The 23,409-nt window shown below is 66.1% G+C and carries 20 protein-coding genes; 15 read left to right on the forward strand and 5 right to left on the reverse strand.

The genetic code is table 11. The features are described from left to right. From GV832_RS01150 to GV832_RS01195, 10 genes are all read left to right on the forward strand, one after another. Nucleotides 1-2,136: a malate synthase G gene (locus tag GV832_RS01150; protein ID WP_168772970.1), complete on the forward strand. Its 2,136-nt coding sequence runs from the start codon at nucleotides 1-3 to the stop codon at nucleotides 2,134-2,136. A gap of 230 nt (nucleotides 2,137-2,366) precedes the next feature. After that, nucleotides 2,367-3,248 carry a 2-dehydro-3-deoxygalactonokinase gene (locus GV832_RS01155; protein WP_168772971.1) on the forward strand — a complete coding sequence of 294 codons (882 nt, stop codon included), beginning with the start codon at nucleotides 2,367-2,369 and terminating at the stop codon, nucleotides 3,246-3,248. Then, complete coding sequence (locus GV832_RS01160) at nucleotides 3,249-3,851, forward strand: 2-dehydro-3-deoxy-6-phosphogalactonate aldolase (RefSeq protein ID WP_168772972.1); 603 nt, start codon at nucleotides 3,249-3,251, stop codon at nucleotides 3,849-3,851. Beyond that, nucleotides 3,848-4,705, forward strand: coding sequence for an SMP-30/gluconolactonase/LRE family protein (locus tag GV832_RS01165; RefSeq protein ID WP_168772973.1), 858 nt, complete (start codon nucleotides 3,848-3,850; stop codon nucleotides 4,703-4,705). Before GV832_RS01160 ends, GV832_RS01165 begins: the two co-directional genes overlap by 4 nt. A gap of 7 nt (nucleotides 4,706-4,712) precedes the next feature. Beyond that, complete coding sequence (locus GV832_RS01170) at nucleotides 4,713-6,638, forward strand: beta-galactosidase (RefSeq protein ID WP_168773119.1); 1,926 nt, start codon at nucleotides 4,713-4,715, stop codon at nucleotides 6,636-6,638. Further along, nucleotides 6,635-7,192 (forward strand): SIS domain-containing protein, encoded by a 558-nt coding sequence (locus GV832_RS01175; protein ID WP_168772974.1) that lies wholly within the window; start codon nucleotides 6,635-6,637, stop codon nucleotides 7,190-7,192. Before GV832_RS01170 ends, GV832_RS01175 begins: the two co-directional genes overlap by 4 nt. A gap of 100 nt (nucleotides 7,193-7,292) precedes the next feature. After that, nucleotides 7,293-8,066: an ABC transporter ATP-binding protein gene (locus GV832_RS01180; RefSeq protein WP_168772975.1), complete on the forward strand. Its 774-nt coding sequence runs from the start codon at nucleotides 7,293-7,295 to the stop codon at nucleotides 8,064-8,066. A 45-nt stretch (nucleotides 8,067-8,111) separates the two neighbouring features. After that, nucleotides 8,112-8,879: a transporter substrate-binding domain-containing protein gene (locus GV832_RS01185; RefSeq protein WP_168772976.1), complete on the forward strand. Its 768-nt coding sequence runs from the start codon at nucleotides 8,112-8,114 to the stop codon at nucleotides 8,877-8,879. After that, nucleotides 8,879-9,616: an ABC transporter permease gene (locus GV832_RS01190; protein ID WP_168772977.1), complete on the forward strand. Its 738-nt coding sequence runs from the start codon at nucleotides 8,879-8,881 to the stop codon at nucleotides 9,614-9,616. The genes GV832_RS01185 and GV832_RS01190 overlap by 1 nt, the downstream gene beginning before the upstream one ends. Beyond that, nucleotides 9,616-10,389 carry an ABC transporter permease gene (locus GV832_RS01195; RefSeq protein ID WP_168772978.1) on the forward strand — a complete coding sequence of 258 codons (774 nt, stop codon included), beginning with the start codon at nucleotides 9,616-9,618 and terminating at the stop codon, nucleotides 10,387-10,389. Before GV832_RS01190 ends, GV832_RS01195 begins: the two co-directional genes overlap by 1 nt. A 309-nt stretch (nucleotides 10,390-10,698) precedes the next feature. Here GV832_RS01195 and GV832_RS01200 read toward each other — a convergent pair whose 3' ends face one another. The 5 genes from GV832_RS01200 to GV832_RS01220 form a co-directional block, all read right to left on the reverse strand. Continuing rightward, nucleotides 10,699-11,538, reverse strand: a complete 840-nt coding sequence (locus GV832_RS01200) for an ABC transporter permease (RefSeq protein WP_168772979.1) — start codon at nucleotides 11,536-11,538, stop codon at nucleotides 10,699-10,701. Nucleotides 11,539-11,550: 12 nt separating this feature from the next. Then, nucleotides 11,551-12,486: an ABC transporter permease gene (locus GV832_RS01205; RefSeq protein ID WP_168772980.1), complete on the reverse strand. Its 936-nt coding sequence runs from the start codon at nucleotides 12,484-12,486 to the stop codon at nucleotides 11,551-11,553. A 1-nt stretch (nucleotide 12,487) separates the two neighbouring features. Beyond that, the gene (locus GV832_RS01210; RefSeq protein ID WP_168772981.1) at nucleotides 12,488-13,570 is read right to left on the reverse strand and encodes an ABC transporter ATP-binding protein; all 1,083 of its coding nucleotides are present in this window, start codon (nucleotides 13,568-13,570) and stop codon (nucleotides 12,488-12,490) included. A gap of 132 nt (nucleotides 13,571-13,702) precedes the next feature. Next, the gene (locus GV832_RS01215) at nucleotides 13,703-14,818 is read right to left on the reverse strand and encodes a type 2 periplasmic-binding domain-containing protein (RefSeq protein WP_168772982.1); all 1,116 of its coding nucleotides are present in this window, start codon (nucleotides 14,816-14,818) and stop codon (nucleotides 13,703-13,705) included. A 383-nt stretch (nucleotides 14,819-15,201) separates the two neighbouring features. Beyond that, nucleotides 15,202-15,909: a DUF1223 domain-containing protein gene (locus GV832_RS01220; protein ID WP_168772983.1), complete on the reverse strand. Its 708-nt coding sequence runs from the start codon at nucleotides 15,907-15,909 to the stop codon at nucleotides 15,202-15,204. 355 nt (nucleotides 15,910-16,264) lie between these two features. Here GV832_RS01220 and acnA point away from each other — a divergent pair, with 355 nt between their 5' ends. The 5 genes from acnA to GV832_RS01245 all read left to right on the forward strand — a co-directional run bounded on the left by acnA (nucleotide 16,265) and on the right by GV832_RS01245 (nucleotide 23,408). Next, nucleotides 16,265-18,946, forward strand: coding sequence for an aconitate hydratase AcnA (gene acnA / locus GV832_RS01225; RefSeq protein WP_168773120.1), 2,682 nt, complete (start codon nucleotides 16,265-16,267; stop codon nucleotides 18,944-18,946). Between the two features lie 126 nt (nucleotides 18,947-19,072). Then, entirely contained in the window at nucleotides 19,073-19,219 is a 147-nt protein-coding gene (locus GV832_RS01230) for a hypothetical protein (RefSeq protein WP_168772984.1), read from the forward strand. Between the two features lie 340 nt (nucleotides 19,220-19,559). Further along, nucleotides 19,560-20,801, forward strand: a complete 1,242-nt coding sequence (locus GV832_RS01235; RefSeq protein ID WP_168772985.1) for a Na+/H+ antiporter NhaA — start codon at nucleotides 19,560-19,562, stop codon at nucleotides 20,799-20,801. Nucleotides 20,802-21,028: 227 nt separating this feature from the next. Then, on the forward strand, nucleotides 21,029-21,688 hold the full coding sequence (locus GV832_RS01240) for an ABC transporter ATP-binding protein (RefSeq protein WP_168772986.1): 660 nt from the start codon (nucleotides 21,029-21,031) through the stop codon (nucleotides 21,686-21,688). Next, nucleotides 21,672-23,408 (forward strand): KpsE/RkpR family capsule polysaccharide export protein, encoded by a 1,737-nt coding sequence (locus GV832_RS01245; RefSeq protein WP_227754166.1) that lies wholly within the window; start codon nucleotides 21,672-21,674, stop codon nucleotides 23,406-23,408. Before GV832_RS01240 ends, GV832_RS01245 begins: the two co-directional genes overlap by 17 nt. The last annotated feature ends 1 nt before the right edge of the window (nucleotide 23,409 follow it).

Below are 23,409 nucleotides of genomic sequence, written 5' to 3' on the forward strand. Positions count from 1 at the left end.
ATGGCACGGGTAGAGCGCAATGGCCTGGCGGTGGAGGCAAGCCTCGCCACTTTCATCGAGACCCGCGCCCTGCCCGGCTCGGGCACCGAGGCGGAGGCCTTCTGGGCGGGGTTCTCTGCCCTGATCCATGAGCTTGGCCCGAAGAACCGCGCGCTTCTGGCCCGGCGCGAGGCGCTGCAACAGGCGATCGACCAATGGCACATCAGCCAGCGCGGCAAGCCCCATGACCCCGCGGCCTATGTCTTCTTCCTGCGCCAGATCGGTTACCTGCAGCCCGAAGGCCCCGATTTCCAGATCGAGACCGAGGGCGTCGACCCCGAGATCGCCAAGATCCCCGGGCCCCAGCTCGTCGTGCCGATCACCAATGCGCGCTATGCCCTGAACGCCGCCAATGCGCGCTGGGGCAGCCTTTACGACGCGCTTTACGGCACCGACGCGATTGGCACCCCGCCCAAGGGCCCCTATGAGCGCGGCCATGGCGCCCGCGTGGTCGCCAGGGCCCGCGTCTTCCTGGACGAGGCCTTCCCGATTGCCGGCGCCAGTCACGCCGATGTCCGCCGCTATTACGTCAAGGACGGAGCGCTTCTGATCGATGACCTGCCCCTGATGCAGCCTGCGAAATTCGCGGGCTTCAAGGGCAATCCCAAGGCGCCGGATTCGGTTTTGCTCGTCAACAACGGGCTCCATGTCGAACTGGTCTTCGACCGCGCGCACCCCATCGGCGCCCGGGATCAGGCCTTGCTGGCCGATGTGGTGGTGGAAAGCGCCGTCTCGGCCATCATGGATTGCGAGGATTCGGTGGCCTGTGTGGACGCCGAAGACAAGGTCGGCGCCTATGAGAATTGGCTGGGCCTCATGCAGGGCAGCCTGACCGCCTCTTTCGACAAGGGCGGCCACCAGGTCACCCGCCGCCTGAACGAGGACCGGACCTTCACCGCCCCCGATGGCGGGACCAAGGTGCTGAAGGGCCGCGCGCTCCTTTGGGTGCGCAATGTGGGCCACCTGATGACCAACCCCGCCATCCTGGACCGCGAGGGCCGCGAGGTCCCCGAGGGCCTGATGGATGCCGCCATCACGGTCCTGATCGCCAAGCACGACCTGCGCCGGGGCGCGGGCCTGCGCAACTCGCATCACGGCTCGGTCTATGTGGTGAAACCCAAGATGCATGGGCCGGAAGAGGTCGCCTTCGCGGTCGAGACCATGACCCGCGTCGAGGCTTTCCTGGGGCTCCCCGCCAATACGGTGAAACTCGGCATCATGGATGAGGAGCGGCGGACCTCCGTCAACCTCAAGGAATGCATCCGGGCGGCGAAGCACCGCGTGGCCTTCATCAACACGGGCTTCCTCGATCGCACGGGGGACGAGATCCACACCTCGATGGAGGCCGGCGCCTTCAGCCGCAAGGATTTCATCAAGCGCAAGTCCTGGATCGGGGCTTATGAGAACCAGAATGTCGATATCGGCCTGGAATGTGGCCTTTCGGGCCGGGCGCAGATCGGCAAGGGCATGTGGGCGGCGCCCGACCTGATGGCCGCCATGCTGGAACAAAAGATCGACCATCCGAAAGCCGGGGCCAATTGCGCCTGGGTGCCCTCGCCCACCGCCGCCACGCTCCATGCGCTGCACTACCACCGGATCGATGTCTTTGCCGTGCAGCGCAAATTGGCTGCGGGCGGGCGGCGGAGCTATGTGGAAACCATCCTGGAAATCCCCCTCGCCTCCTATCAGAAATGGACGCCCGAACAGGTGGCGCGCGAGGTCGAGAACAATGCCCAGGGCATCCTGGGTTACGTCGTGCGCTGGGTCGATCAGGGGGTGGGCTGCTCCAAGGTCCCCGATATCAACGACGTGGGCCTGATGGAGGACCGCGCGACCTGCCGCATCTCGGCCCAGCATATCGCGAATTGGCTGCATCACGGCGTGGTCAGCGCCCAGGATGTCGAGGCCGCCTTCCGCAAGATGGCGCTGGTGGTGGATCGCCAGAATGCGGGCGATCCGGCCTATGTCCCCATGGCGCCCGCCTATGACGGGGTCGCCTGGAACGCGGCGCGGGATTTGGTCTTCAAGGGCCGCACCCAGCCTTCGGGCTATACTGAGCCGCTGTTGCACGCTGCGCGGCTGGTGAAGAAGGGCTGAGACCCGGGGTATACAACGGGCTACGCAGAACGACGGTACCCCATCCCCCCGCCGCCCCGGGCTTGAGCCCCGGGACCTCGACCCTTTCCGCGCGACCGTTCCGGTGATGCGTGAGATCACGCAGCCTCCCCCGCGCGAACCTGTTTACTAAAATTTTCCCCCACCCCGGAAAACGGTTGCCCTTCTGCCCCTCTCGGGGCAAAACTGCGGCCAACCAAAGGGGGGGCCTGATGAACTGGATTGCTGTCGATTGGGGCACGTCGAACCTGCGCGCCTGGGCCATGGGGCCGGATGGCCCGGTGGCCCATGGCGAAAGCCCCAAGGGCATGGGCAAGCTCGCCCCGCATGAATTCGAGGCCGCCCTTCTGGAACTCGTCGAGCCCTGGCTTGACGGGAAAACCCTGGTGCTCGCCTGCGGCATGGTGGGCGCGCGGCAGGGCTGGCGCGAGGCCACCTACCGCGCCGTCCCCTGCACCCCCACCGATGCCCTTGGCCTGACAAGGGTCGAGACCACCGACCCCCGCCTCGACGTCCGCATCGCCCCCGGCCTCTCGCAGTCCCGCCCCGCCGATGTCATGCGCGGCGAAGAGACCCAGCTCGCCGGGGCGCTGGCCCTTCACCCCGCTTTCGACGGCGTCTTCTGCCTGCCCGGCACCCATTCCAAATGGGCCCAGGTCAGCGCCGGAGAGGTCACCTCCTTCCAGACCTTCATGACCGGAGAGCTCTTCGCCCTCCTCTCCACCCAGTCCGTCCTGCGCCACTCCATGGCCGAGGGCTGGGATGACGCCGCCTTCGACGAGGGCCTGTCCGAGGCCCTCTCCCGCCCCGACCGCATCGCGGCGCGCCTCTTTTCCCTGCGGGCGGAAGGGCTTCTGCACGCCCTGCCCGGCGCCTCTGCCAAGGCCCGGCTCTCGGGCCTCCTCATCGGCATCGAACTCGCAGGCGCCAAGCCCTATTGGCTGGGCCAGCAGGTCAAGCTGATCGGCGCCGAGAAGCTCTCGGCCTCCTATGCCCGCGCCTTGGCCACCCAGGGCCTCAAGGCCGACACCCTCGACGCCACCGCCTGCACCCTTGCGGGCCTCGCCTCGCTCCGCCTGAAACTGGAGAAGTAAATGCGCAACATCATCGCCATCCTGCGCGGATTGACCCCGCCCGAGGCGCTGCCCATGGCCGAGGCCCTGATCGCCGCAGGCATCACCCGCATCGAAGTGCCGCTGAACTCGCCCGATCCGATGAACTCCATCGGCCAGATGGCGCGGGCCTTTGGGTCCGAGGTCCAGATCGGCGCGGGCACCGTCCTGACGCTCGAACAAGTGGCCCAGGTCCAGGACGCAGGCGGCACGCTGATCGTCTCGCCCAACTGCGACCCGGAGGTCATCGCCGAGACCAAGCGCAGGGCCATGGCCTCCTGGCCCGGCGTCATGACGCCCACGGAATGCTTTGCAGCCTTGAAGGCCGGGGCCGACGGGCTGAAGATCTTCCCCGCCTCCCTCATCGGCCCCGACGGCGTCAAGGCGATCCGCGCCGTCCTGCCCAAGGGCACCCAGGTTTACGCCGTAGGGGGCGCGGGGCCGCAGAACTTCGCGCAATGGATCAAGGCGGGCTGCGACGGCTTCGGCATCGGCACCTCGCTTTACACGCCGGGACTGACAGTGGCCGAGGTCGCCGCCCGCGCGCGTGAAACCGTCACCGCTTATGATGAGGCCCTGAAATGATCTTCGACGACCGCATCAACGACCTGGGCGAGGGCATGCTCTGGCACCCCTCGCAAATGCGCCCCTTCTGGTTCGACATCCTGAACAAGAAGCTCCGTTCGGTCGACGGCAATGGCCCGCGCGAATGGGACCTGCCGGGCATGGGCAGCGCGCTCGGCGCCGTGGGCTATTACGTCTCGGTCGTGGCCTGCGAGGGCGGGGTTTACCTCATGTCGCTGGAAACCGGCGAGACCGAGCTCTTGGTGCCGATCGAGGCGGATCAGCCCGACCGCCGCCCGAATGACGGCAAGGTGGACCGCCAGGGCGGCTTCTGGACCTCGACCCTGGTCAAGGACCCCGCCGCGCGCAAGGGCAAGGGGGCGATCTATCGCCTGTACAAGGGCGCGACGCGCAAGCTTTACGACGGGGTCTCGATCCCCAATGCGATCTGCTTCTCGCCCGAGGGGGATATCGCCTATTTCGCCGACACCATGGCGCAAACCGTCTGGAAGGTCGCTTTGGATGCCGATGGCTGGCCCGCAGGAGAGCGCGAGGTCTTCCTCGATTTCACCGGCACCGAGATCTATCCCGATGGGGCGACTATCGACGCGGCGGGCAACTTCTGGAACGCGCAATGGGGTTTGGGCCGCGTCGCCTGCTATTCCCCCACGGGCGAATTCCTCAAGGAAGTCAAGGTGGATGCGCCCCATACTTCATGCTGCGCCTTTGGTGGGCCGGGGCTGAAGACGCTCTATGTCACCACGGCGCTGGAAGAGATGTCCCCCGAGGCCATTGCCCAATACCCGAACTCCGGCAAGGTCTTCGCCTTCGAGGGCGTGGGCGAGGGCCTGGACGAACCGAAATTCCTGCCCTGAGGCGATGATGAAACGTGCGCTTGGCGTCTGCTACTACCCCGAACAATGGAACGAAACGGTCTGGGAGGAAGACGCCCGCCGCATGGCCGAACTGGGCCTGACCTATGTGCGGATCGCCGAATTCGCCTGGAGCCGGATGGAGCCCGAGCCCGGCCGCTATGACTGGGACTGGCTGGACCGGTCCATCGAAACCCTGGGCCGCCATGGGCTGAAGGTGGTTCTGGGCACGCCGACCGCGACGCCGCCGCGCTGGATGCTGGACAAATGGCCCGACATGCTGGCGGTGGATAGCTTGGGCCATCAGCGGGGCTTTGGCTCGCGCCGCCATTATGACTTCTCGCACCGGGGCTATCGCCAGGACTGCGCGAAGATCGTGACGGAAATGGCTGTGCGCTATGGGAAAAACCCCCATGTCGCCGCCTGGCAGACCGACAATGAATATGCCTGCCACAAGACGGTGCTGAGCTATTCCGAGGCCGCCAAGAGCGCCTTCCAGGACTGGCTGGCGCAGCGTTACCAATCCATCGACGCGCTCAACCGCTCCTGGGGCAATGTCTTCTGGTCGATGGAATACCGCGACTTCTCCGAGATCGGCCTGCCGAACCTGACCGTGACGGAACCCAACCCCGCCTGGGTCATGGACTTCCGCCGCTTTGCTTCCGAAGAGGTGGTCAGTTTCAACCGCCTGCAGACCGAGATCATCCGCAAGCACTCGCCTGCCCCCATCAGCCACAACTACATGGGCCAGGTCACCGATTTCGACCATTTCGACGTAGGTGACGACCTGGAAATCGCGACCTGGGACGCCTATCCCATCGGCTTCCTCTCCGACCGGGGTTTCGCCTCGGATGCCCACAAGCGCCACTTCCTGCGGCAGGGGGATCCCGACTTCCAGGCCTTCCACCACGACCTCTACCGTGCCGTGGGCGCGCGCCGCTCCGGCAAGGACGCGGTCGGTGGTCGCTGGTGGGTGATGGAGCAGCAGCCCGGCCCGGTGAACTGGGCGCCCTGGAACCCCGATCCCCTGCCCGGCATGGCGCGGCTCTGGGCCTGGGAGGCCTTTGCCCATGGCGCCGAAGTGGTCAGCTATTTCCGCTGGCGCCAGGCCCCCTTCGCGCAAGAGACGATGCACGCGGGCATCCTGCGCCCCGACTCGGCCCCCGCCCCCGCCTATGAGGAAGTGGCCCGCGTCGCCCGCGAACTGAAAGACCTGCCCGACGTGGCGGGCACCAAGGCGCATGTCGCCCTGGTCTTCGACTACAAGTCGGACTGGGCCTGGACCACGCAGCCGCAAGGCAGGGACTTCAGCTATTTCCGCCTGGCCTTCGACACCTACCGCGCCTTCCGTCGCCTCGGCCTCGATATCGACATCCTGCCGCCCGATACTTCCGACCTTACGGCGTATAAAATCGTGGCGCTCCCCGGTGTCGCCACCCTGACGCCTGCCATGAAGGCCGCATTGGCCGATTACAAGGGCCTGGTCCTTGCAGGCCCCCGGACCAATGCAAAGACCGAGGACTTCGCCACCCCCATCCCGCTGCCGCCCAACCTGCCGGGCCTTCAGGCGACCGTCGCCCGCGTCGAAAGCTTCCCGCCGGACGTCACCGTCCCCCTGGCCCTGGGCGGCCATTTCAAGCATTGGCGCGAGAAGGTGGAAAGCCCCCATACCGTCGAGATGACCCTCGACGGCTTCCCCGCGCTGATCCGCCAGGGCAATGTCCACTACCTCTGCGGCTGGGCCGATGACGAGGCTTTGGACCGCATCGTCACCTCCTTGGCCCTTGAAACTAAGCTTAAAATCCAACACATGCCGCAGGGGTTGCGACGCAGGACCTCTGGTGACTGGACCTTCCTGATCAACTACAATCCGCATGCCGTCACCCATGACGGCATCACCATCCCCGCCGCGGATGTGCATTGGAGCCGGTCATGAGCCTTCCCGATCTCGCAACCTCCGCCGCGATGGAGCTGGCCCAGGGGGCCGCTGCCATCTCGGCCGCAGACTTCCGCATCTTGACCGAGGTCATCGCCTCGGCCCGCAAGATCGTGGTCTATGGTTGCGGGCGCGAGGGGCTGATGATGCGGGCGCTGGCCATGCGGCTTTACCACCTGGGCTGCGATGTCCATGTGCAGGGCGACATGTCCTGCCCGCCCATCGGACGCGGCGACCTCTTGTTCGTCTCCTCCGGCCCCGGGAAACTGGCCACCGTCAACGCGCTGATCGCCCAGGCGCGGGGCGCAGGCGCCAAGGTCGCCTGCATCACCGCCGAGCCCGATGGCCCCGATGCCCGCGCCGCCGATGTCCGCATGGTCATCCCGGTGCAGACCATGGCGCGCGACCAGACCGCGCCCTCCTCGATTCTGCCCATGGGTTCGGTCTTCGAGGGCACGATGTTCCTGGCCTTCGAGCTTCTGGTCCTGACCCTGCGGGACCGCCTTCAGCAGGGCAGCGAGGACATGCGGGCCCGCCATACGAACATGGAATAGGCAGCCTCTCTCCGGGCCGCGAAATATTCGCTTGCACAATCCCGCCGCCTTGGTTCAACTGCCTGAAACGGCAGAAACATGCCGGACCGGGGAGTTCTGAATGACATCTGCGATTTCGTCGCAGCCTGACGCTATCCGCGTGACTGGCCTGCACAAGAGCTTTGGCAGCCACGAGGTGCTGAAAGGCGTCTCGCTGACCGCCAAGGTCGGCGACGTGGTGGCCATCATCGGCGGCTCGGGTTCGGGCAAGTCGACCATGCTGCGCTGCATCAACTTCCTCGAGACCCCTTCGGGCGGCCAGATCGAGGTCGCGGGCGAGCAGGTCAAGATGAAGCCCGATGGCTCTCCGGCCGACCGCAAGCAGCTGGAGCGGATCCGGCAGTCCCTCGGCATGGTCTTCCAGAACTTCAATCTCTGGACTCACAAGACGGTCTTGGAAAACCTGATCGAGGTTCCCGTCCATGTGCTGAAAGTGCCCAAGGACGAAGCCGTGGCCCGCGCCCGCAAACTGCTTGACCGCGTGGGCCTGGCCGCCAAGGAAGACGCCTATCCCGCCTTCATGTCGGGCGGCCAGCAGCAGCGCGCCGCCATTGCCCGCGCCTTGGCCATCGACCCCAAGGCCATGCTCTTCGATGAGCCGACCTCTGCGCTTGACCCCGAACTGGTGGGCGAGGTCCTGCAAGTGATCAAGGGCCTGGCCGACGAGGGCCGGACCATGATCCTCGTGACCCACGAGATGCGCTTTGCCCGCGATGTGGCAAGCCATGTGATCTACCTCCACAACGGGGTGATCGAAGAAGAAGGCCCGCCCGAAATGCTCTTCGGCGCGCCCAAGTCGGAACGGCTGAAGCAGTTCCTGAAAACCGTGGGCTAAGGCCCCAAAATTCCGCACAAGCGGACGCTCAACAAGGAGATCCCGATGAAAAAGATCCTTCTCGCCGCCGTGGCCACCATGGCCCTCGGCACCGCCGCCTTCGCCGAGCCGGTGAAGATCGGCGTCGCGGCCGAGCCCTATCCGCCCTTCACCTCGCCCGATGCCTCCGGCAACTGGGTGGGCTGGGAAGTCGATTTCATGAACGCGATCTGCAAGCAGGCGCAGATCGAATGCGTCATCACCCCCACGGCCTGGGACGGCATCATCCCCGCCCTGACCTCGGGCCAGATCGACGTCATCATGTCGTCGATGTCGATCACCGCCGAGCGCGCCCAGACCATCGACTTCTCGGACAAGTATTACAACACCCCCGCGATGATCGTCACCGCCAAGGGTTCGGGCATCACCCCGGACGCCGCTGGCCTGACCGGCAAGATCATCGGCGTCCAGGTCTCGACCACGCATGAGGCCTATACGCAGAAGTATTTCGCCTCGGTGGCCGCCGAGGTGAAGACCTATCAGACGCTGGACGAGCACAACCAGGACCTGGCCGCGGGCCGTGTCGATGCGGTCATGGGCGATTCCATCGCCATGGACGCCTTCCTGAAGTCGGAAGCCGGCATGGCCTGCTGCGAGTCGGTCGGTGCCGTGGCCGATGACGCCGAGATCCTCGGCGCCGGTGTGGGCTTTGGCCTGCGCAAGGGCGATCCGCTCCTGCCCAAGCTGAACGAGGCGATTGCCGCGATCCGCGCCGATGGCACCTATGACGCCATCTCGAAGAACTATTTCGACTTCGACATCTACGGCAAGTAATGGCCTGTCCCCCCGTCTCGCAACTCTCGTCCTTCGAGCTTCTCGGCCTTGGCGAATGCGGCTGGGGGGACACGCTTCTCCTGGGGCTTGGCAACTCGATCCTGATTGCGCTTGGCGCCTATGCGCTTGGCTTCGGGATCGGGGTGGCCGGGGCCTTCGGCAAGCTTTACGGCGGCCCGGTCACCAAGGACCTGGCCGCCGTCTACACCACCCTGGTCCGCGCCGTGCCCGAGCTGGTGCTGATCCTGATCCTTTACTATGCCGTCCCGGGCCTGGTGAACGAGGTCCTGGTGGCCATGGGCCGCGAGACCATCGTCCTGCCGCAGTTCCTGACAGGGGTCGTCGTCCTGGCCTTCGTCCAGGGCGCCTATCAGACGGAAGTGCTGCGCGGCGCCATCCTCGCCGTGCCCCATGGCCAGATCGAGGCCGCCCGCGCCATGGGCATGTCGCCCTTCCTGGTGGCCCGCCGCATCATCTTCCCGCTGATGACCGCCAATGCCGTGCCGGGCCTCGGGAACCTCTGGCTGAACGCCACCAAGGACACCGCCCTTCTGGCCGTCATCGGTTTCGCCGAGCTGACAAAGGCGACCTACCAGGCCTCGGCCACGACCAAGGCCTTCTTCACCTTCTACCCGGCCGCCATGGCCCTGTACCTCGTGATCTCGCTGGTTTCGATCTATGGCTTCGGCCGGATCGAGAAATGGGCGCGGCGCGGGCAACGTGACGTGAGGGGCTGATGGAGGGGTTCTGGAAACCGCACCGGGTGGTGATGGCGGCGGTGGGCCTCGGGCTCGTTGCCCTGGCGGTGATCTATGGCCGCTGGGACTGGCTGGCCAATCCGAAATACCAATTGCTGCTGGTCAAGGGCATCTGGCTCTCGATCTGGTTGACCGTGGTGACCATGGCCGTGGGCATGGTCCTGGCCATCCCGATCGGATTGGCCCAGGCCGTGGGCCCTTGGTATCTCGCCGCCCCCGCCCGCGTCTTCTGCACCGTGATCCGCGGCACGCCCCTGCTCATGCAGATCTGGCTCCTGTATTACGGGCTTGGGTCGCTCTTCCCCGGCACCTGGGTGCAGAAAAGCGAGCTCTGGCCCATTCTGCGCCAGGCCTGGCCCTATGCCGTCGTGGCGCTCTCGCTCTCGGTGGCGGGCTATGAGGGCGAGGTCATGCGCGGCGCCTTCAAATCCGTCCCCCATGGCCAGCTCGAGGCCGGAAAGGCCATGGGCATCCCCCGCTTCACCCTCTTCCGCCGCATCTGGCTGCCCCAGGCCCTGCAACGCGTCCTGCCCACCATCGGCGGCGAGACCGTCCTGCAGCTGAAATCGACGCCGCTCCTGTCGACCATCACGATCATGGAAACCTATGCCGTGGCCGGTCGCATCCGCCAGGACACGTTCATCATCTACGAGCCGCTTCTGCTCCTGGCCCTGATCTACATGTGCCTGACCGGGCTGATCGTGCTCCTCTTCCGCTGGTTCGAGGCGCAAACCCCCAGCCGCACCGCCTGAGGCCGCCGGGGGACGCCGGGGCTGCCGCCCCGGACCCCGCCCAAGCCGGGGGCTGCCGCCCCGGACCCCGCCTGGAGGGACCCGCGGGGCCCCTCCAGACCTCCCCCGGGATATTTGTGCAAGTATGAAAGACGAAGGGCGCCCTGTTTGAGGCGCCCTTTGCATTTTCAACTTGGAAAAAATATCCACGGGGATTTTCAAGGGGAGCGTGCTCCCCTTGAAGCGGGGGGTCCGGGGGGCGGCAGCCCCCCGGCTTCCTCCGGGAGGGGTCAGTGGCATTTCATGCCTCTGACCCCTCCCGGACCCCGCTCAGACCATTTCGGCCTCGGCCGCGCGGCGGCCTTCGGCTTCGCGGGCCGCTTCCAGGGCCGCAGCCCGGCGGCGGCGGACTTCGTAGATCAGCGCGGCCACCAGGGTCGCGGCGATCAGGAGGAAGGCCAGGGCGTTGATCGAGGGCGTGATGCCCGAGCGCACTTTCGAGAAGACATAGACCGTCAGCGTGTTCTGCGTGCCCCTTGTAAAGAGCGTCACGTTGAAGTTCTCGATCGACTGGAAGAAGGCAATCGCCGCCCCTGCCCCAAGCGCCGGGTAAAGATGCGGCAGAAGGATGCGCCGCAGCACCTGGTTGTGGCTCGCGCCCAGGTCCAGGGCCGCCTCTTCCAGGTTCTGGTCAAAGCTCTGCAACCGCGCCAGGACCAAAAGCATGACGAAGGAGGCGATATAGCTCACCTGGCCCAGCACGCTCAGATGCAGGCCCACCGGCACCGAGAGCTTGTTCCAGAACAGGATGGTGGAAATCCCGATCACCGCCCCCGGCGCCAGGATCGGCGCCACCATGAAGAAATACAGGAAAGACCGCGACCAGCCCGAGATCGAGTTGATCAGGATCGCTCCCGCCGCTCCCAGCGGCACCGCGATGGCCACCACTGCCAGCGCCACCCAGATCGTGTTGCCAAACGAGGTCCACATCGTCCCGTCGTTCCACAGCTCGACGAACCATTGGCTGCTGAAGCCCTTCCAGGGATAGACCGAGGGCGTCTTGTTGTTGTTGAAGGCCGCCCCGGACATGATCACCAGGGGGACGAGCAGGTAGAACAGGAAGCTGCCCATGTAGATATGATAGAGGAGCTTGCGCATCTTGTCGGTCATGGTCTCTCCTCCTTACCGGGCAATGTCAGACAGCCGCACCTTGAACAGCCGCATGACGCCAAAGACGACCACGGTGCAAAGGAGCAGGTAGAGGAAGGAATAGGCGGCACCCGTGTTCCAGTCCTGGCTCTCCAGCATGGCCTGCTGGATCGTCTGGGTGAACCAGTTCGACCGGGTCGAGCCCAGCGTCGTCGGCACCAGGAGCGAGCCCGCCGCCAGCATGAAGACCATGACGGAACCGCTGGCGATCCCGGGCTTGGAATGCGGCAGGACGATGCGCAGATGGGTCTTCCACCAGGGTGCGCCCAGGTCCTGCGCCGCCTCGATCTGGTTGGTGTCCAAGGAGGACATCGCGTTGTAGATCGGGAAGAGCATGAAGAGGATATAGTTGTAAACGAGGCCAATCACGATGGCGTCGTAATTGGTGAAGACGCCCTGCTGCCAACGCACGGCCTTCTCCATGATCCCCAACCCCACCAGGGCCGCGTTCAAGGGCCCGTTCAGCGTCAGGATGATATACCAGGCGAAGGCCCGCAAAGCCTCGGAGACCCAAAGCGGGATGAAGAGCAGCAGGATCAGCGTCGGCACCGATTTGGGGCTGACGACCTTGGCCAGGTAAAAGGCGATCGGGTAAGAGAAGGCAAAGGCCACCACGGTCACCACGACGGAATAGAAGACCGTGTAAAGGAAGGTCTGCGCCCGCAGCGGCACCGCGATCTCAAACCCGAAGACCGACATGGGCCCCGGGCTTTCGAAGAACTTCACGTAATTGTCGGCCGAATAGACATCGCGCGGCCCGCCCATCTCGGCCACCGGCAGATAGGGCCGGAACGAGGTCTCGAAGAGCGCCAGGTTCGGCAGGATGATCAGCATCAAGAGCCAAAAGGCCGTGAGCAGGACGAAGGCGCCGGTCAGCGTGCCTCCATAGCGTTTCAGCAGGTCTCCCATCTCACTTGGCCCTCACGATGCCATCGGGCAGGATCGAGGCGCGTTCGGCGGCAAAGGTCATGAACCCTTTCTGCCCGGTCTCGGGGATCATCTGGCCCCCGTCGTTGCGCAACTCGGCCACAAGCGAGGCGCCGCTGTCGGAATGGGCATGGACCGAGATGAAGCTGCCCTCGAAGGCCACTTCGGTGACAGTGACGGGCAGCGAGTTCTCGACCCCCGGCTCGGTTGCGAAAAGCGTGTGCTCGGGGCGGACGTAGAGCTTGACGGCGGCGCCGCCGGTCTCGCCCAGCCGGGCGCGGAACTGGCCATGGGCCGTGTCAAACCGCGCCATGCCCGAGGCGGTGGCGCCCACGGTGCCGGTGAAGATGTTGTTTTCACCCACGAAAGAGGCCACGAAGCCGTTGACCGGGTTGTTGTAGATGTCGCGCGGGTCGGCGACCTGTTGCAACCGCCCCTGGGACATGACGCCCACGCGGTCGGACATGGCCAGGGCCTCGCCCTGGTCATGGGTGATATAGATGAAGGTCACGCCCGTCCGCTTCTGGATGGCGCGAAGCTCCGCGCGCATGTGCTGGCGCAGCTTCAGGTCCAGGGCGGACAGGGGCTCGTCCAGGAGCATCACATCGGGCTCCACCGCCAGCGCGCGGGCAATCGCCACGCGCTGCTTCTGGCCGCCCGAAAGCTGGCTCACCATCTTGTCCGCCGCCCCCGGCAGATCGACCAGAGCCAGAAGCTCCTCGGCCTTGGCGCGGCGTTCAGCCTTGCCCACGCCGCGGACTTCGAGCCCGAAGGCGATGTTCTCCCAGATCGTCATCAGCGGGAAAAGCGCGAGGTTCTGGAAGATCAGCGCGGTCGGGCGCTGGTTCGGGCGCTGGCCCAGGGTGTCCTTGCCGCCGATGCGGATGGAGCCCGAGGTCGGGTCGTTGAAGCCCGAGATCATCCGCAGGATCGTGGTCTTGCCGCAGCCCGATGGCCCGAGGAAAGAAAAGAACTCGCCCGGCTGGATGGACACATTCACATGGTCCACCGCGCGAAAGCTGCCAAAATCGCAGACGACATTGTCAAGGTCGATCCCTGCACCCATAGGATCCGTCTCCCCGTTCCCTGCGGCCCGGGTCTATGCCCGGCCGTCGTTTCATTGCTCCGCCCGAGGCCCGGGCGGGTTCATTGAAAACGCCGGGCCCTGAAGACCCGGCGTTCCTGGACTGTCCTGCGATCAGGCAGCCTTGTACTTGTCGGCATATTCCCCGCGCTTGGCGATGAACTCGGCCGACTGGTCGGGCCACCACCACAGCTTGGACAGGGCCTCGTCGTTGAAGGTGCCCGAGTAATAGGCCGCGACATCGGGGTTCAGCTTTTCAGCCGAGCCCTTGCCGACCGGGTTCGACGAGAAGGCGGTGGCCCACATGGCCGCGCCATCGGCGGTCGAGACCCACTTGGCCAGCTCATGCGCCTGGTCGATGTTGACGGCGTTCTTCATCATGACGAAGCCCTGGTGCCAGGCGAAGGCGCCCTCGGCCGGAGCGACATAGGAATAGCCGTCGTTGCGCAGGTTGAAGCCGGTCGAATCCCAGCACAGGCCCACGGTCGCGCCGTTGGCGGTGAAGCCGGCATTGGCCTCGTTCTCGCCCGACCAGAACTGGACGACGTTGCCCTTGGCCTTGATGGCCTCGGCCAGGGCGATGTCCCAGAGCTGGGTCATCTTGGCCATGTCCGAATAGCCGTCCAGCCAGGGGAAGGGCAGCTTGCCCTGCGCATCCAGGTAACGGCCCATGGCGGCCAGGGCCGAATGCGGACGCAGCACGACCTGGTTGTCGGCCGAGAAGAGGTCACCCAGCGAGGCGGGCGACGACAGCTTGGCGCCCGCGGTGTTGACGACCAGCGCCTCGGTGCCCCAGTTCGACGGCACATAAAGCAGGGCGCCATTGGCATCCGCACTGCGCTTGCCAGCCGCGCCATCGGCGAGGCCCGGCAGGTAGTTGTCCATGGCCAGCTTGGCCGGATCGAAAGCGCCCAGAAGGCCGTTCTCGTTCCAGGCGCCGACGCGGTCGATGGTCGGCTCGATCATGTCGATCCCGCCCGATTGCAGCGCCACCTTGGCCTGGGCGAACATCGTGTCCTGGTCGGGCAGTTCGGTGAAGTTCACCTTGATGCCGGTGGCGGCTTCGAAAGCCGGGAAGACTTCCGCCTTCAGCTTGTCGTAACCGGCCCAGCCGGTGAAGTTCAGCTCGCCCGACGAGGCCAGCGCTTTCGACGAGATGATGGCCGGAGCAGCCAGGGCAGCGGTGGCCGCCATGAAGCCGCGGCGGCTGAGAGTGATGTTCTTGGTCAAGTCAGTCTCCCTTTGTGAACCGCCTTGCAGCGGAATGGACCGAGGTTTGTTCCCCGTTCATTTGGGTGTCTAGGCCGTGCAGATGACAGTTCCACGACGGCCCGGGTATCCCTGCGCGCAAGCTTACTTCGCAGGGGGGGCGACCTGTCAACGGCGCATCGCCAGCCCATGCCGCCCGCCGCCCGGTTTTTTGTCACATTTCGCGTGACAGGACATATTGCGCCGCTTTGCGGACCGAAACGACGCAAGCGCCGCGCAAAGGGGCGCCAAGTCCTGAAGGGCGCTGCCGGATTTCCGGGCGCCATGGCACGAACAAGAGAAGCCTGTTCCCCGGGGGCCGCGCGGGCGCAACCCAAGCGCGATCCGGCACCCGCCATGAGTCGTCAGCGGCTCAGCGCCGCCGCATGAATGGGCCCCGGCCCCTCGGCCTGGACGATCACGACCACGCCCTCCGGCCCCGGCACATCGGCCGTCAGCGCCAGGGGCGCCATGCCGTCCCATTCGCCCACCACCGCCCAGGAAGTCACGACATTGGTGTAATCCACCATCCGCCCGGCATTCTCGCCCGCCTCGATCATCACCTGGGCCTCGGGCAGAAAGCGCACGAGCTGGACCCGCATCGGGCCCAGGGCCTTTTGCGGGGCATCGGCGGCGATCCGCATCTGGTCCCCCTCCCGCGTCAGGCGCAGCGTCAGGGGCGCAGGCTGGCCCTGCGCCTTTGCGATGGCCTCCGAGACGGCGCCGGGGTTCACCCCCTCGATCCGCGCGCCCCCCGCCACGATCATCTGCGGCGTGTAGATCGTGTGGGACCCCTCGGCCAGGGCATAGGCCTTCTGCCGGTCGGTGAAACGGGCCTGGCCGAAACTGTCCTTCCAGCCGATGTAATCCCAGTAGTCGACATGCAGCGACAGGGCGATGACCCCCGGCTGAGCCGCCAGGTCGCGCAGGTATTCATCGGCCGGCGGGCAGGAAGAGCAGCCCTGGGAGGTGTAAAGTTCGACCACCGTGCCCAGTTGCACGGTCTCTTGCGACATCACGGGAGCGCCCATGGCGGCACAGGCCACCACGGCGCCAATCAGCGCAGATCTCATCGAAAGGTCCCCTAGAACTGCCTCGCTTCTAATCCCTTTCCGCCGTTGCAGCCAATCAAGGTTTTGCGACCTCGGCGCGGGCTGGGGTATTTTCTGCCCCTGTCCGCGCCTTGACTGTCCCGGAAAGCGTCGAGCCTCCAACGGGCCTCCACCCAGGGTTGCGCCCGGGAATGCCCCCGAGAATGCCCCCGAGAATGCGCCTGGCCCGGCCAATGCAGCGCATTTTATCCAGCCTCTGGCAATTCGGCATACAATTGCATACAATGGATGCGAGGCAGATGATTCCCGTCCCGAAGTTTCTTGCCCCATGTGCCGCATTGCGGCAAAAGGGGGCATCCCACCCATGGAGGCCATGATGACCGTCACCGTCGGACATGACAGCGCAAAGACCCGGACCACGCTTACGGCGGGCGGCGCCAGCGTCGATTACTATTCGATCCCCGCAGCCCAGGCCGCAGGCCTTGGCGATTTCTCCAAGCTCCCCGCCTCGCTGAAGGTGGTGCTGGAAAACATGCTGCGCTTCGAGGATGGCAAGACGGTCACCGTGGATGACATCAAGGCTTTTGCCGAATGGGGCGCGCAAGGGGGCAAGAACCCGCGCGAGATCGCCTATCGCCCGGCCCGCGTGTTGATGCAGGACTTCACCGGGGTTCCGGCCGTGGTCGACCTCGCCGCCATGCGTGACGGGATCATCGGGCTGAAGGGTTCCGCCGCCAAGATCAACCCCTTGGTGCCGGTCGATCTGGTCATCGACCACTCGGTCATGATCGACGAATTCGGCACGCCCCGCGCCTTCAAGGCGAATGTGGACCGCGAATATGAGCGGAACATGGAGCGTTACGTCTTTCTGAAATGGGGCCAGAAGGCCTTCAACAATTTCCGCGTCGTGCCCCCCGGCACCGGGATTTGCCACCAGGTGAACCTGGAATACCTGGCCCAGACCGTCTGGACCGATGCCGACCAGAACGGCGTCCAGGTGGCTTACCCCGATACCCTCGTGGGCACCGACTCCCACACGACCATGGTCAACGGCCTGGCCGTCCTCGGCTGGGGCGTCGGCGGGATCGAGGCCGAGGCCGCGATGCTCGGCCAGCCGGTGTCGATGCTGATCCCCGAGGTCGTTGGCTTCAAGCTGACCGGCGCGATGATGGAGGGCACCACCGCCACCGACCTCGTGCTGAAGGTCGTCCAGATGCTGCGCAAGCACGGCGTGGTGAACAAGTTCGTCGAATTCTACGGTGAGGGCCTCGACCATCTCCCCCTCGCCGACCGCGCCACCATCGCCAACATGGCCCCCGAGTACGGCGCGACCTGCGGCTTCTTCCCGATCGACGGCGAGACGATCCGCTACCTGAAGAACACCGGCCGCGACGAGGCCAGGATTGCGCTGGTCGAGGCCTATGCCAAGGCCAACGGCATGTGGCGCGGGTCGGACTACGCGCCGATCTACACCTCGACGCTTGAGCTGGACATGGGCACCATCGTCCCCGCCATCTCGGGCCCGAAGCGCCCGCAGGACTTCCTGCCGCTGACCGATGCGAAAGCCTCTTTCGCCAAAGAGATGGAAGCCTCCTTCAAGCGCCCGCAAGGCGTCGAAGTCGCCGTGAAGGGTCAGGATTACACCATGTCCTCGGGCAAGGTCGTGATCGCCTCGATCACCTCCTGCACCAATACCTCCAATCCTTACGTGATGATCGGCGCGGGCCTCGTGGCGCGCAAAGCCCGTCAGCTCGGCCTGAAGTCCAAGCCCTGGGTCAAGACCTCTCTGGCCCCCGGATCGCAAGTCGTGTCGGAATATCTTGAGGCCGCCGGCCTGCAAGAGGATCTCGATGCCGTCGGCTTCAACCTGGTGGGTTACGGCTGCACCACCTGCATCGGCAACTCCGGCCCGCTGGACCCGGCGATCTCCGCCGCCATCGCCGAAGGCGACCTGGTGGCGACCGCCGTCCTCTCCGGCAACCGCAACTTCGAAGGCCGCATCTCCCCGGATGTCCGCGCCAACTACCTGGCCTCCCCGCCCCTGGTCGTTGCCTATGCGCTGGCCGGTGACCTGAACATCGACCTGACCACCGAGCCCCTGGGCCAGGGCACCAATGGCCCGGTCTATCTGAAAGACGTCTGGCCCACGACGAAAGAGGTCGCCGACCTGGTGGAATCCACCGTCACCCGCGCCGCCTTCCTGAAGAAATACGCCGATGTCTTCAAAGGCGACGCGAATTGGCAAGGCGTCGAGGTCACCGAGGCCGAGACCTATGACTGGCCCGCCTCCTCGACCTATATCCAGAACCCGCCCTATTTCCGTGGCATGTCCAAGACCCCGGGCGTGATCTCGAACATCGAGGGCGCCCGCATCCTCGGCCTCTTCGGCGACATGATCACCACCGACCACATCTCCCCGGCAGGCAGCTTCAAGGCCGGGACCCCGGCGGGCAAGTACCTGACCGAGCGCGGCGTTCCGGTCTCCGAGTTCAACTCCTATGGCGCCCGGCGCGGCAACCACGAGGTGATGATGCGCGGCACGCTCGCCAATATCCGCATCAAGAACGAGATGCTCGATGGCGTCGAGGGCGGTTTCTCCAAGGGCCCCGATGGCGCGCAGACCTCGATTTTTGATGCTTCGATGGCCTGGCAGGCGCAGGGCACCCCCCTGGTGATCTTCGGCGGCATCGAATACGGCGCGGGCTCCTCGCGCGACTGGGCCGCCAAGGGCACCGCGCTTCTGGGCGTCAAGGCGGTGATCGCCGAGAGCTTCGAGCGGATCCACCGCTCGAACCTCGTCGGCATGGGCGTCATCCCCTTCGAGTTCACGAATGGCGACACCCGCAAGACGCTCGGTCTGAAGGGAGACGAGGTCGTGGCGATCCATGGCCTCGACGGCGACCTGAAGCCCTTGAGCCTCGTGCCCTGCACCATCACCTTCGCCGATGGTTCGGTGAAAGAGGTGCAGCTGAAGTGCCGCATCGATACCGAGATCGAGATCGACTACGTCAAGCACGGCGGCGTCCTGCACTATGTGCTGCGCAACCTCGCGGCCTAAAGCCTCCCGAACACCCCGTTGCAAAGGGCGCCCCAGCGGCGCCCTTTGGCTTTTTCAGGCGTTAACCTCTTTTTCATGCCCTGGTGCCACTCTCGACAGGTCCGCTGGTCAAAGGAGGCCCCGACCTTGCGCCATTCGCCCTCGCCGCTTTCCCGCCAGCCCAATTCCCGCGCCCGGGCACACACCCTGGCCCGCGCCCTGCCCGCCCCGAGTTTCTGGCTGGCCGACGCCCTGATCCTGGGCCTGATCCTCGCCCTGATCCGCCTGCTGTAACCCAAGTCCTTTGGCGCCCCGAGGGGGCTCCGGGGGAGGCCAAGGCCTTCGCCCCAAGCAGGGGAGCGCGAGGGGGCGGCAGCCCCCTCGCCCCCCGGAGCCCGAAGCGCCACCCCTCCCCCCAAAACCCCGCCCTCAAGCCATCCCCCCGTGGGGGTCCGGGGGAGGCCAAGGCCTCCCCAGGGCAGGGGAGCGCGAGGGGGCAGCTGCCCTCTCGCTTCGCCCCCTCGCTTCCCCCCGTTGACACCCCGCCTCGCCCGGCATCCTCTGGGGGCAAGGCGCCCGACTCGGGCGCTGCGAAGAAGGCCGAAGCGGCCCCCAACCTGACGGCGAAGGCCCCATGATCCGCGTTTCTCCCCATCTCGACCGCCTGGCCCTCGCCCTGCTCCTCGGCGCTGCCACGGCCACCCTCGCCGTCAACCTCGCCCCCGCCGCCTATTACGACGCGATCGAATACCGGCTCCTGCCCGACCTCGCGCTTTTCCCGCGCCTCACGCCCCAGACCCTCGTCACCCAGGGGCTCATGGCGCTTTTCCTCTTCGTCCTCGGCAAGGAGTTCTTCGAATCCCTGCGCCTCGAAAAGGGCATTCTCGCCGCACCGGCACAAAAGCGGCTCATCGCTCCGGCGCTCTTCGGCGCGCTCTGCCTCCCCCTGTTCCTCTGGAGCGTCACGGGCCTCCTCGGCCTCTCGGACCTGCCCGGCATCGCGGGGTGGAGCCTCTGCCTCGGCGCGGACCTGGCGCTGGCCTGGGCCTTCGGGCGCCGCATCTTCGGGCCGGGGCATCCGGCCCTGCCCCTCCTCCTCTTCCTGGCCCTCGCGCTCGACATGATCGCGGCGGGCGGCATCGCGGCCGAGCGCCTCACGCTGGCGCTCACCGCCCTCCTCCCCTCGCCCGAGGTGCCCGACAGCGCCAATCGCCTGGCCGGGGCGGCCAAGCTCCTGTGGCTTTTGCCCGCAGCCCTCGCCCCCCTGGTCTACCGCGCCCGCTTCGCCCCGACCGGCCCCAGCGAGCGCCAGCACCAGCGCGGCCAGGCCCTGGCGCCGATCCTCGTCACCGCGCTGATCACCTGGGCCTCGGTCCTGATGGCGGGCCTGCCCGCCGCCCTGGCGCTCTTGCCGCTGATCCCGCTGATCCCCCATGCCGCCCATGGCCTGGGCCTTTTTGCCGAGGCCGAGAACCGCCTTCAGGACCCGCTCAACCGGCTGGAGGCCCGGATTCTCCCGCTCTTGCCCGTGGTGGCCTTCCTCTTCGGGCTGACGGCGGGAGGCGTCGATTTCGCGATCCTCGGCCCCGATGTGGCGCGCACGCTGGGGGCGCTGGCGCTGCGGCCGGTGGGGCTGCTGCTTGGCATCGGGCTTGGCATCGGGCTCATGGGGGCGCGCCTGCCGCCGGGTCTCCGGCTGCGCGACCTGGTGCTGGTGGCGCTTTTGCTCGCGCCGGGCCTGACCTTGCCGCTCCTGGCGCTGGATCAGGGGCTTGGCGGCGGCGGTGCCGCCGGGGGGGCGCGGGCGGGCCTCGCGCTGTCGCTCCTCTTCGGGCCCCTGGCGCTTGGCCTTGCGCGGCTGATGCGCCCGAGCTGACGACACAAGCACGTGAACCGCTTTGTTGCGGGCCCGGGCCTTATTCCTGCCAGATTGCGCGGTATTGTATCCATTCGGGGGGAATCTCGCGATGGTGCGATTTGCCCCCCCTCCTTGACGCTCTGGCGGAAAGGATGCGTTAAGGATAATGCGCTAGGCCAGAAGGGTCGAAAGCGGCTGAGGCCGCTCCTTTCGGCGATATGGCCCTGAAAGGCGGAACGGACGGCATGATCGAGTTCGAGAATGTCAGCAAGAGCTTCGCGACCAAGGCCGGTCGCAAGGTCATCCTGGACCGGGCGTCCTTTCGCGTGACGCTGGGCAATTCGCTGGGGATCCTGGCCAGGAACGGCACGGGCAAGACCACGATCATCAACATGATGGCGGGGCTTGAGAAGCCGGATGAGGGCGTGGTCCGCCGCACCTCGCGCATCTCTTTCCCCCTGGGCTTCATGGGCGGCGTGATCCCCAAGCACACCGCCAAGGAAAACTGCCGCTACATCGCGCAGCTCTATGCGCTGGACCCCGATTATATCGAGGCCTTCTGTCGCTGGCTCTGCGGGATCGGCGCCTATTTCGACATGCCGGTGGGGACCTATAGCCAGGGCATGAAGTCGCGCTTCAACTTCGCGCTGATGCTGGCCCTGGAGTTCGACATCTACCTCATCGACGAGGGGATGCCGTCGTCCACCGATGTCGAGTTCAACAAGAAGGCGGGAGCGATCCTGCGCGACCGTTTGCAAAAGGCCACCGTCATCGTCGTCAGCCACCAGCCCAAGACGCTTGAGAAATTCTGCCGCTCGGCCGCCGTGCTGAAGAACGGCCAGCTCTACCAGTTCGAAACCCTCGAAGAGGCGAAACAGCTTTATGACTATGAAGCTCAAAGTTGACCGCTATCGCCTGAGCCCGCTGCCGGCCGAACCGGCCAGCAAGCCCCTGCCGCCGCGCCCCGTCGCGGTGCCAGTCTCGGCACAAGTCTCGGGGCCAGTCTCGGCAACGGTGGCGGCAAGCGCCGCCCCGGCCAGCGCCCCTGAACAGGCCGCCGTTGCGACGCGGCAGCCCACCGGGACGATCCCCGATGACGCCTTCATGCCCGAGGGTGACGAGGACGGCTTCGGCAATCAAAGCTTCGTCCGCCCCGCCGCCCCCAGCGACCCCGACGCCCCCGCAGGCCCCGAGATCGACGGCATCAGGCAAGAGGGTCTGACCGGCCGCCAGCTCCGCATCGCCCGGCGCATGGCGCAAAAGCACAACCTGCCCGCCACTTCCGATTTCGACGCCGTCAGGCTCCTGCGCCAGGCCGGCATCGACCCCTTCGGCCGCTCCGCCGTGCTGGAGCTGGTGCAGGGCGACGCCGACCCCGCGCCAGAAGCCTCCCGCGCCCTGACCGTCCCGCCCGAGGCCAACAAGCTGCCCCAGACGGTAAAGCCCGCCCCCCTGCCCTCGACCGAGGTCCGGGCCGAGGACAGCCACCTGGCCGAGGTGCGGCGCATCCAGGCCGACCTCGTCCGCCGCCGCCGCAAGCGCTATGCGCTCCTCTGGGCCAAGCTCGCGATCTTCGTCCTTCTGCCCACCATCGTCGCGGGCTGGTATTTCTTCGCCGTCGCCACGCCGATGTATACGGCGCATTCGAAATTCGTGATCCAGCAATCCACCGCCGCCTCCCAGATGGCCGGGCTCTTCTCGGGCACCTCCTTTGCCACCTCGCAGGATTCCGTCGCCGTGCAGAACTTCCTGCAATCCACCGACGCCATGCAGCGGCTGGACCAGGACAAGGGCTTCCGCGCGCATTTCTCGGACCCCAAGATCGACCCGCTGCAACGCCTGTCGCCCGAGGCGGGCAATGGCGCGGCCTATTCGCTTTACTCCAAATACGTGATCGTCAGCTATGACCCGACCGAGGGGCTGATCAACCTCGAGGTCTCTGCCGCCGACCCCAATGTCGCGGTGGAGTTCTCGACCGCGCTGATCGGCTATGCCGAAGAGCGGGTCGACCAGCTTTCGGCCAAGTTGCGCCGCGACCAGGAAAACAGCGCGAAAGAGGCTTTTGCCGATGCCACGGCCAAGCTGCAGGACGCCCAGACCAACCTCGTGAACCTGCAAACCAAGTACAAGACCCTCTCCTCCGAGGTCGAGGCCGGCCTCGTCACCAGCCAGATCGCCGCCCTCGACAGCCAGCTTCTGCAGGAACGCCTGGCCCTGGCGCAGATCCAGTCCAATGCCGAACCGAACCAGGCCCGCCTGGACCCGGTCAAGACCCGCATCGCCACGCTGGAGGCCGAGATCGCCAAGCTCCGCTCCGGCCTGACCGAGACCGAGGGCGCCGGGCCCTCGCTGGCCACCGTGCAATCCGACCTCGCCATGGCCACGGCCGAGGTCGCGACGCGGCAGATGATGCTGGCCCAGGCCACCTCTGCCATGGAAACCTCCCGGATCGAGGCGCAGCGCCAGACCCGCTACCTGGAGCTCGCGGTCCGCCCCGTCCCCCCCGACAGCGCCTCTTACCCCAAGGCGTTCGAGGATACCCTGGTCGTCATGTTGATCTTCCTGGGGCTTTACCTCATGGTCTCGATGACCGCAGCGATCCTGCGCGAACAAGTCTCGGGGTGAT

The sequence above is a fragment of the Stagnihabitans tardus genome (genome assembly GCF_009925085.1).
Classification (GTDB): Bacteria; Pseudomonadota; Alphaproteobacteria; order Rhodobacterales; family Rhodobacteraceae; genus Stagnihabitans; species Stagnihabitans tardus.

Bases quoted from the DNA above. Each gene is read 5' to 3' on its own strand.
- GV832_RS01205 (WP_168772980.1), bottom strand. From the start codon at position 12,486: ATGGGAGACCTGCTGAAACGCTATGGAGGCACGCTGACCGGCGCCTTC.
- GV832_RS01155 (WP_168772971.1), top strand. From the start codon at position 2,367: ATGAACTGGATTGCTGTCGATTGGGGCACGTCGAACCTGCGCGCCTGG.
- GV832_RS01245 (WP_227754166.1), top strand. From the start codon at position 21,672: ATGAAGCTCAAAGTTGACCGCTATCGCCTGAGCCCGCTGCCGGCCGAA.
- GV832_RS01170 (WP_168773119.1), top strand. From the start codon at position 4,713: ATGAAACGTGCGCTTGGCGTCTGCTACTACCCCGAACAATGGAACGAA.
- GV832_RS01235 (WP_168772985.1), top strand. From the start codon at position 19,560: ATGATCCGCGTTTCTCCCCATCTCGACCGCCTGGCCCTCGCCCTGCTC.
- GV832_RS01200 (WP_168772979.1), bottom strand. From the start codon at position 11,538: ATGACCGACAAGATGCGCAAGCTCCTCTATCATATCTACATGGGCAGC.
- GV832_RS01160 (WP_168772972.1), top strand. From the start codon at position 3,249: ATGCGCAACATCATCGCCATCCTGCGCGGATTGACCCCGCCCGAGGCG.
- GV832_RS01150 (WP_168772970.1), top strand. From the start codon at position 1: ATGGCACGGGTAGAGCGCAATGGCCTGGCGGTGGAGGCAAGCCTCGCC.
- GV832_RS01180 (WP_168772975.1), top strand. From the start codon at position 7,293: ATGACATCTGCGATTTCGTCGCAGCCTGACGCTATCCGCGTGACTGGC.
- GV832_RS01190 (WP_168772977.1), top strand. From the start codon at position 8,879: ATGGCCTGTCCCCCCGTCTCGCAACTCTCGTCCTTCGAGCTTCTCGGC.
- GV832_RS01185 (WP_168772976.1), top strand. From the start codon at position 8,112: ATGAAAAAGATCCTTCTCGCCGCCGTGGCCACCATGGCCCTCGGCACC.
- acnA (WP_168773120.1), top strand. From the start codon at position 16,265: ATGACCGTCACCGTCGGACATGACAGCGCAAAGACCCGGACCACGCTT.
- GV832_RS01165 (WP_168772973.1), top strand. From the start codon at position 3,848: ATGATCTTCGACGACCGCATCAACGACCTGGGCGAGGGCATGCTCTGG.
- GV832_RS01195 (WP_168772978.1), top strand. From the start codon at position 9,616: ATGGAGGGGTTCTGGAAACCGCACCGGGTGGTGATGGCGGCGGTGGGC.
- GV832_RS01210 (WP_168772981.1), bottom strand. From the start codon at position 13,570: ATGGGTGCAGGGATCGACCTTGACAATGTCGTCTGCGATTTTGGCAGC.
- GV832_RS01175 (WP_168772974.1), top strand. From the start codon at position 6,635: ATGAGCCTTCCCGATCTCGCAACCTCCGCCGCGATGGAGCTGGCCCAG.
- GV832_RS01240 (WP_168772986.1), top strand. From the start codon at position 21,029: ATGATCGAGTTCGAGAATGTCAGCAAGAGCTTCGCGACCAAGGCCGGT.
- GV832_RS01220 (WP_168772983.1), bottom strand. From the start codon at position 15,909: ATGAGATCTGCGCTGATTGGCGCCGTGGTGGCCTGTGCCGCCATGGGC.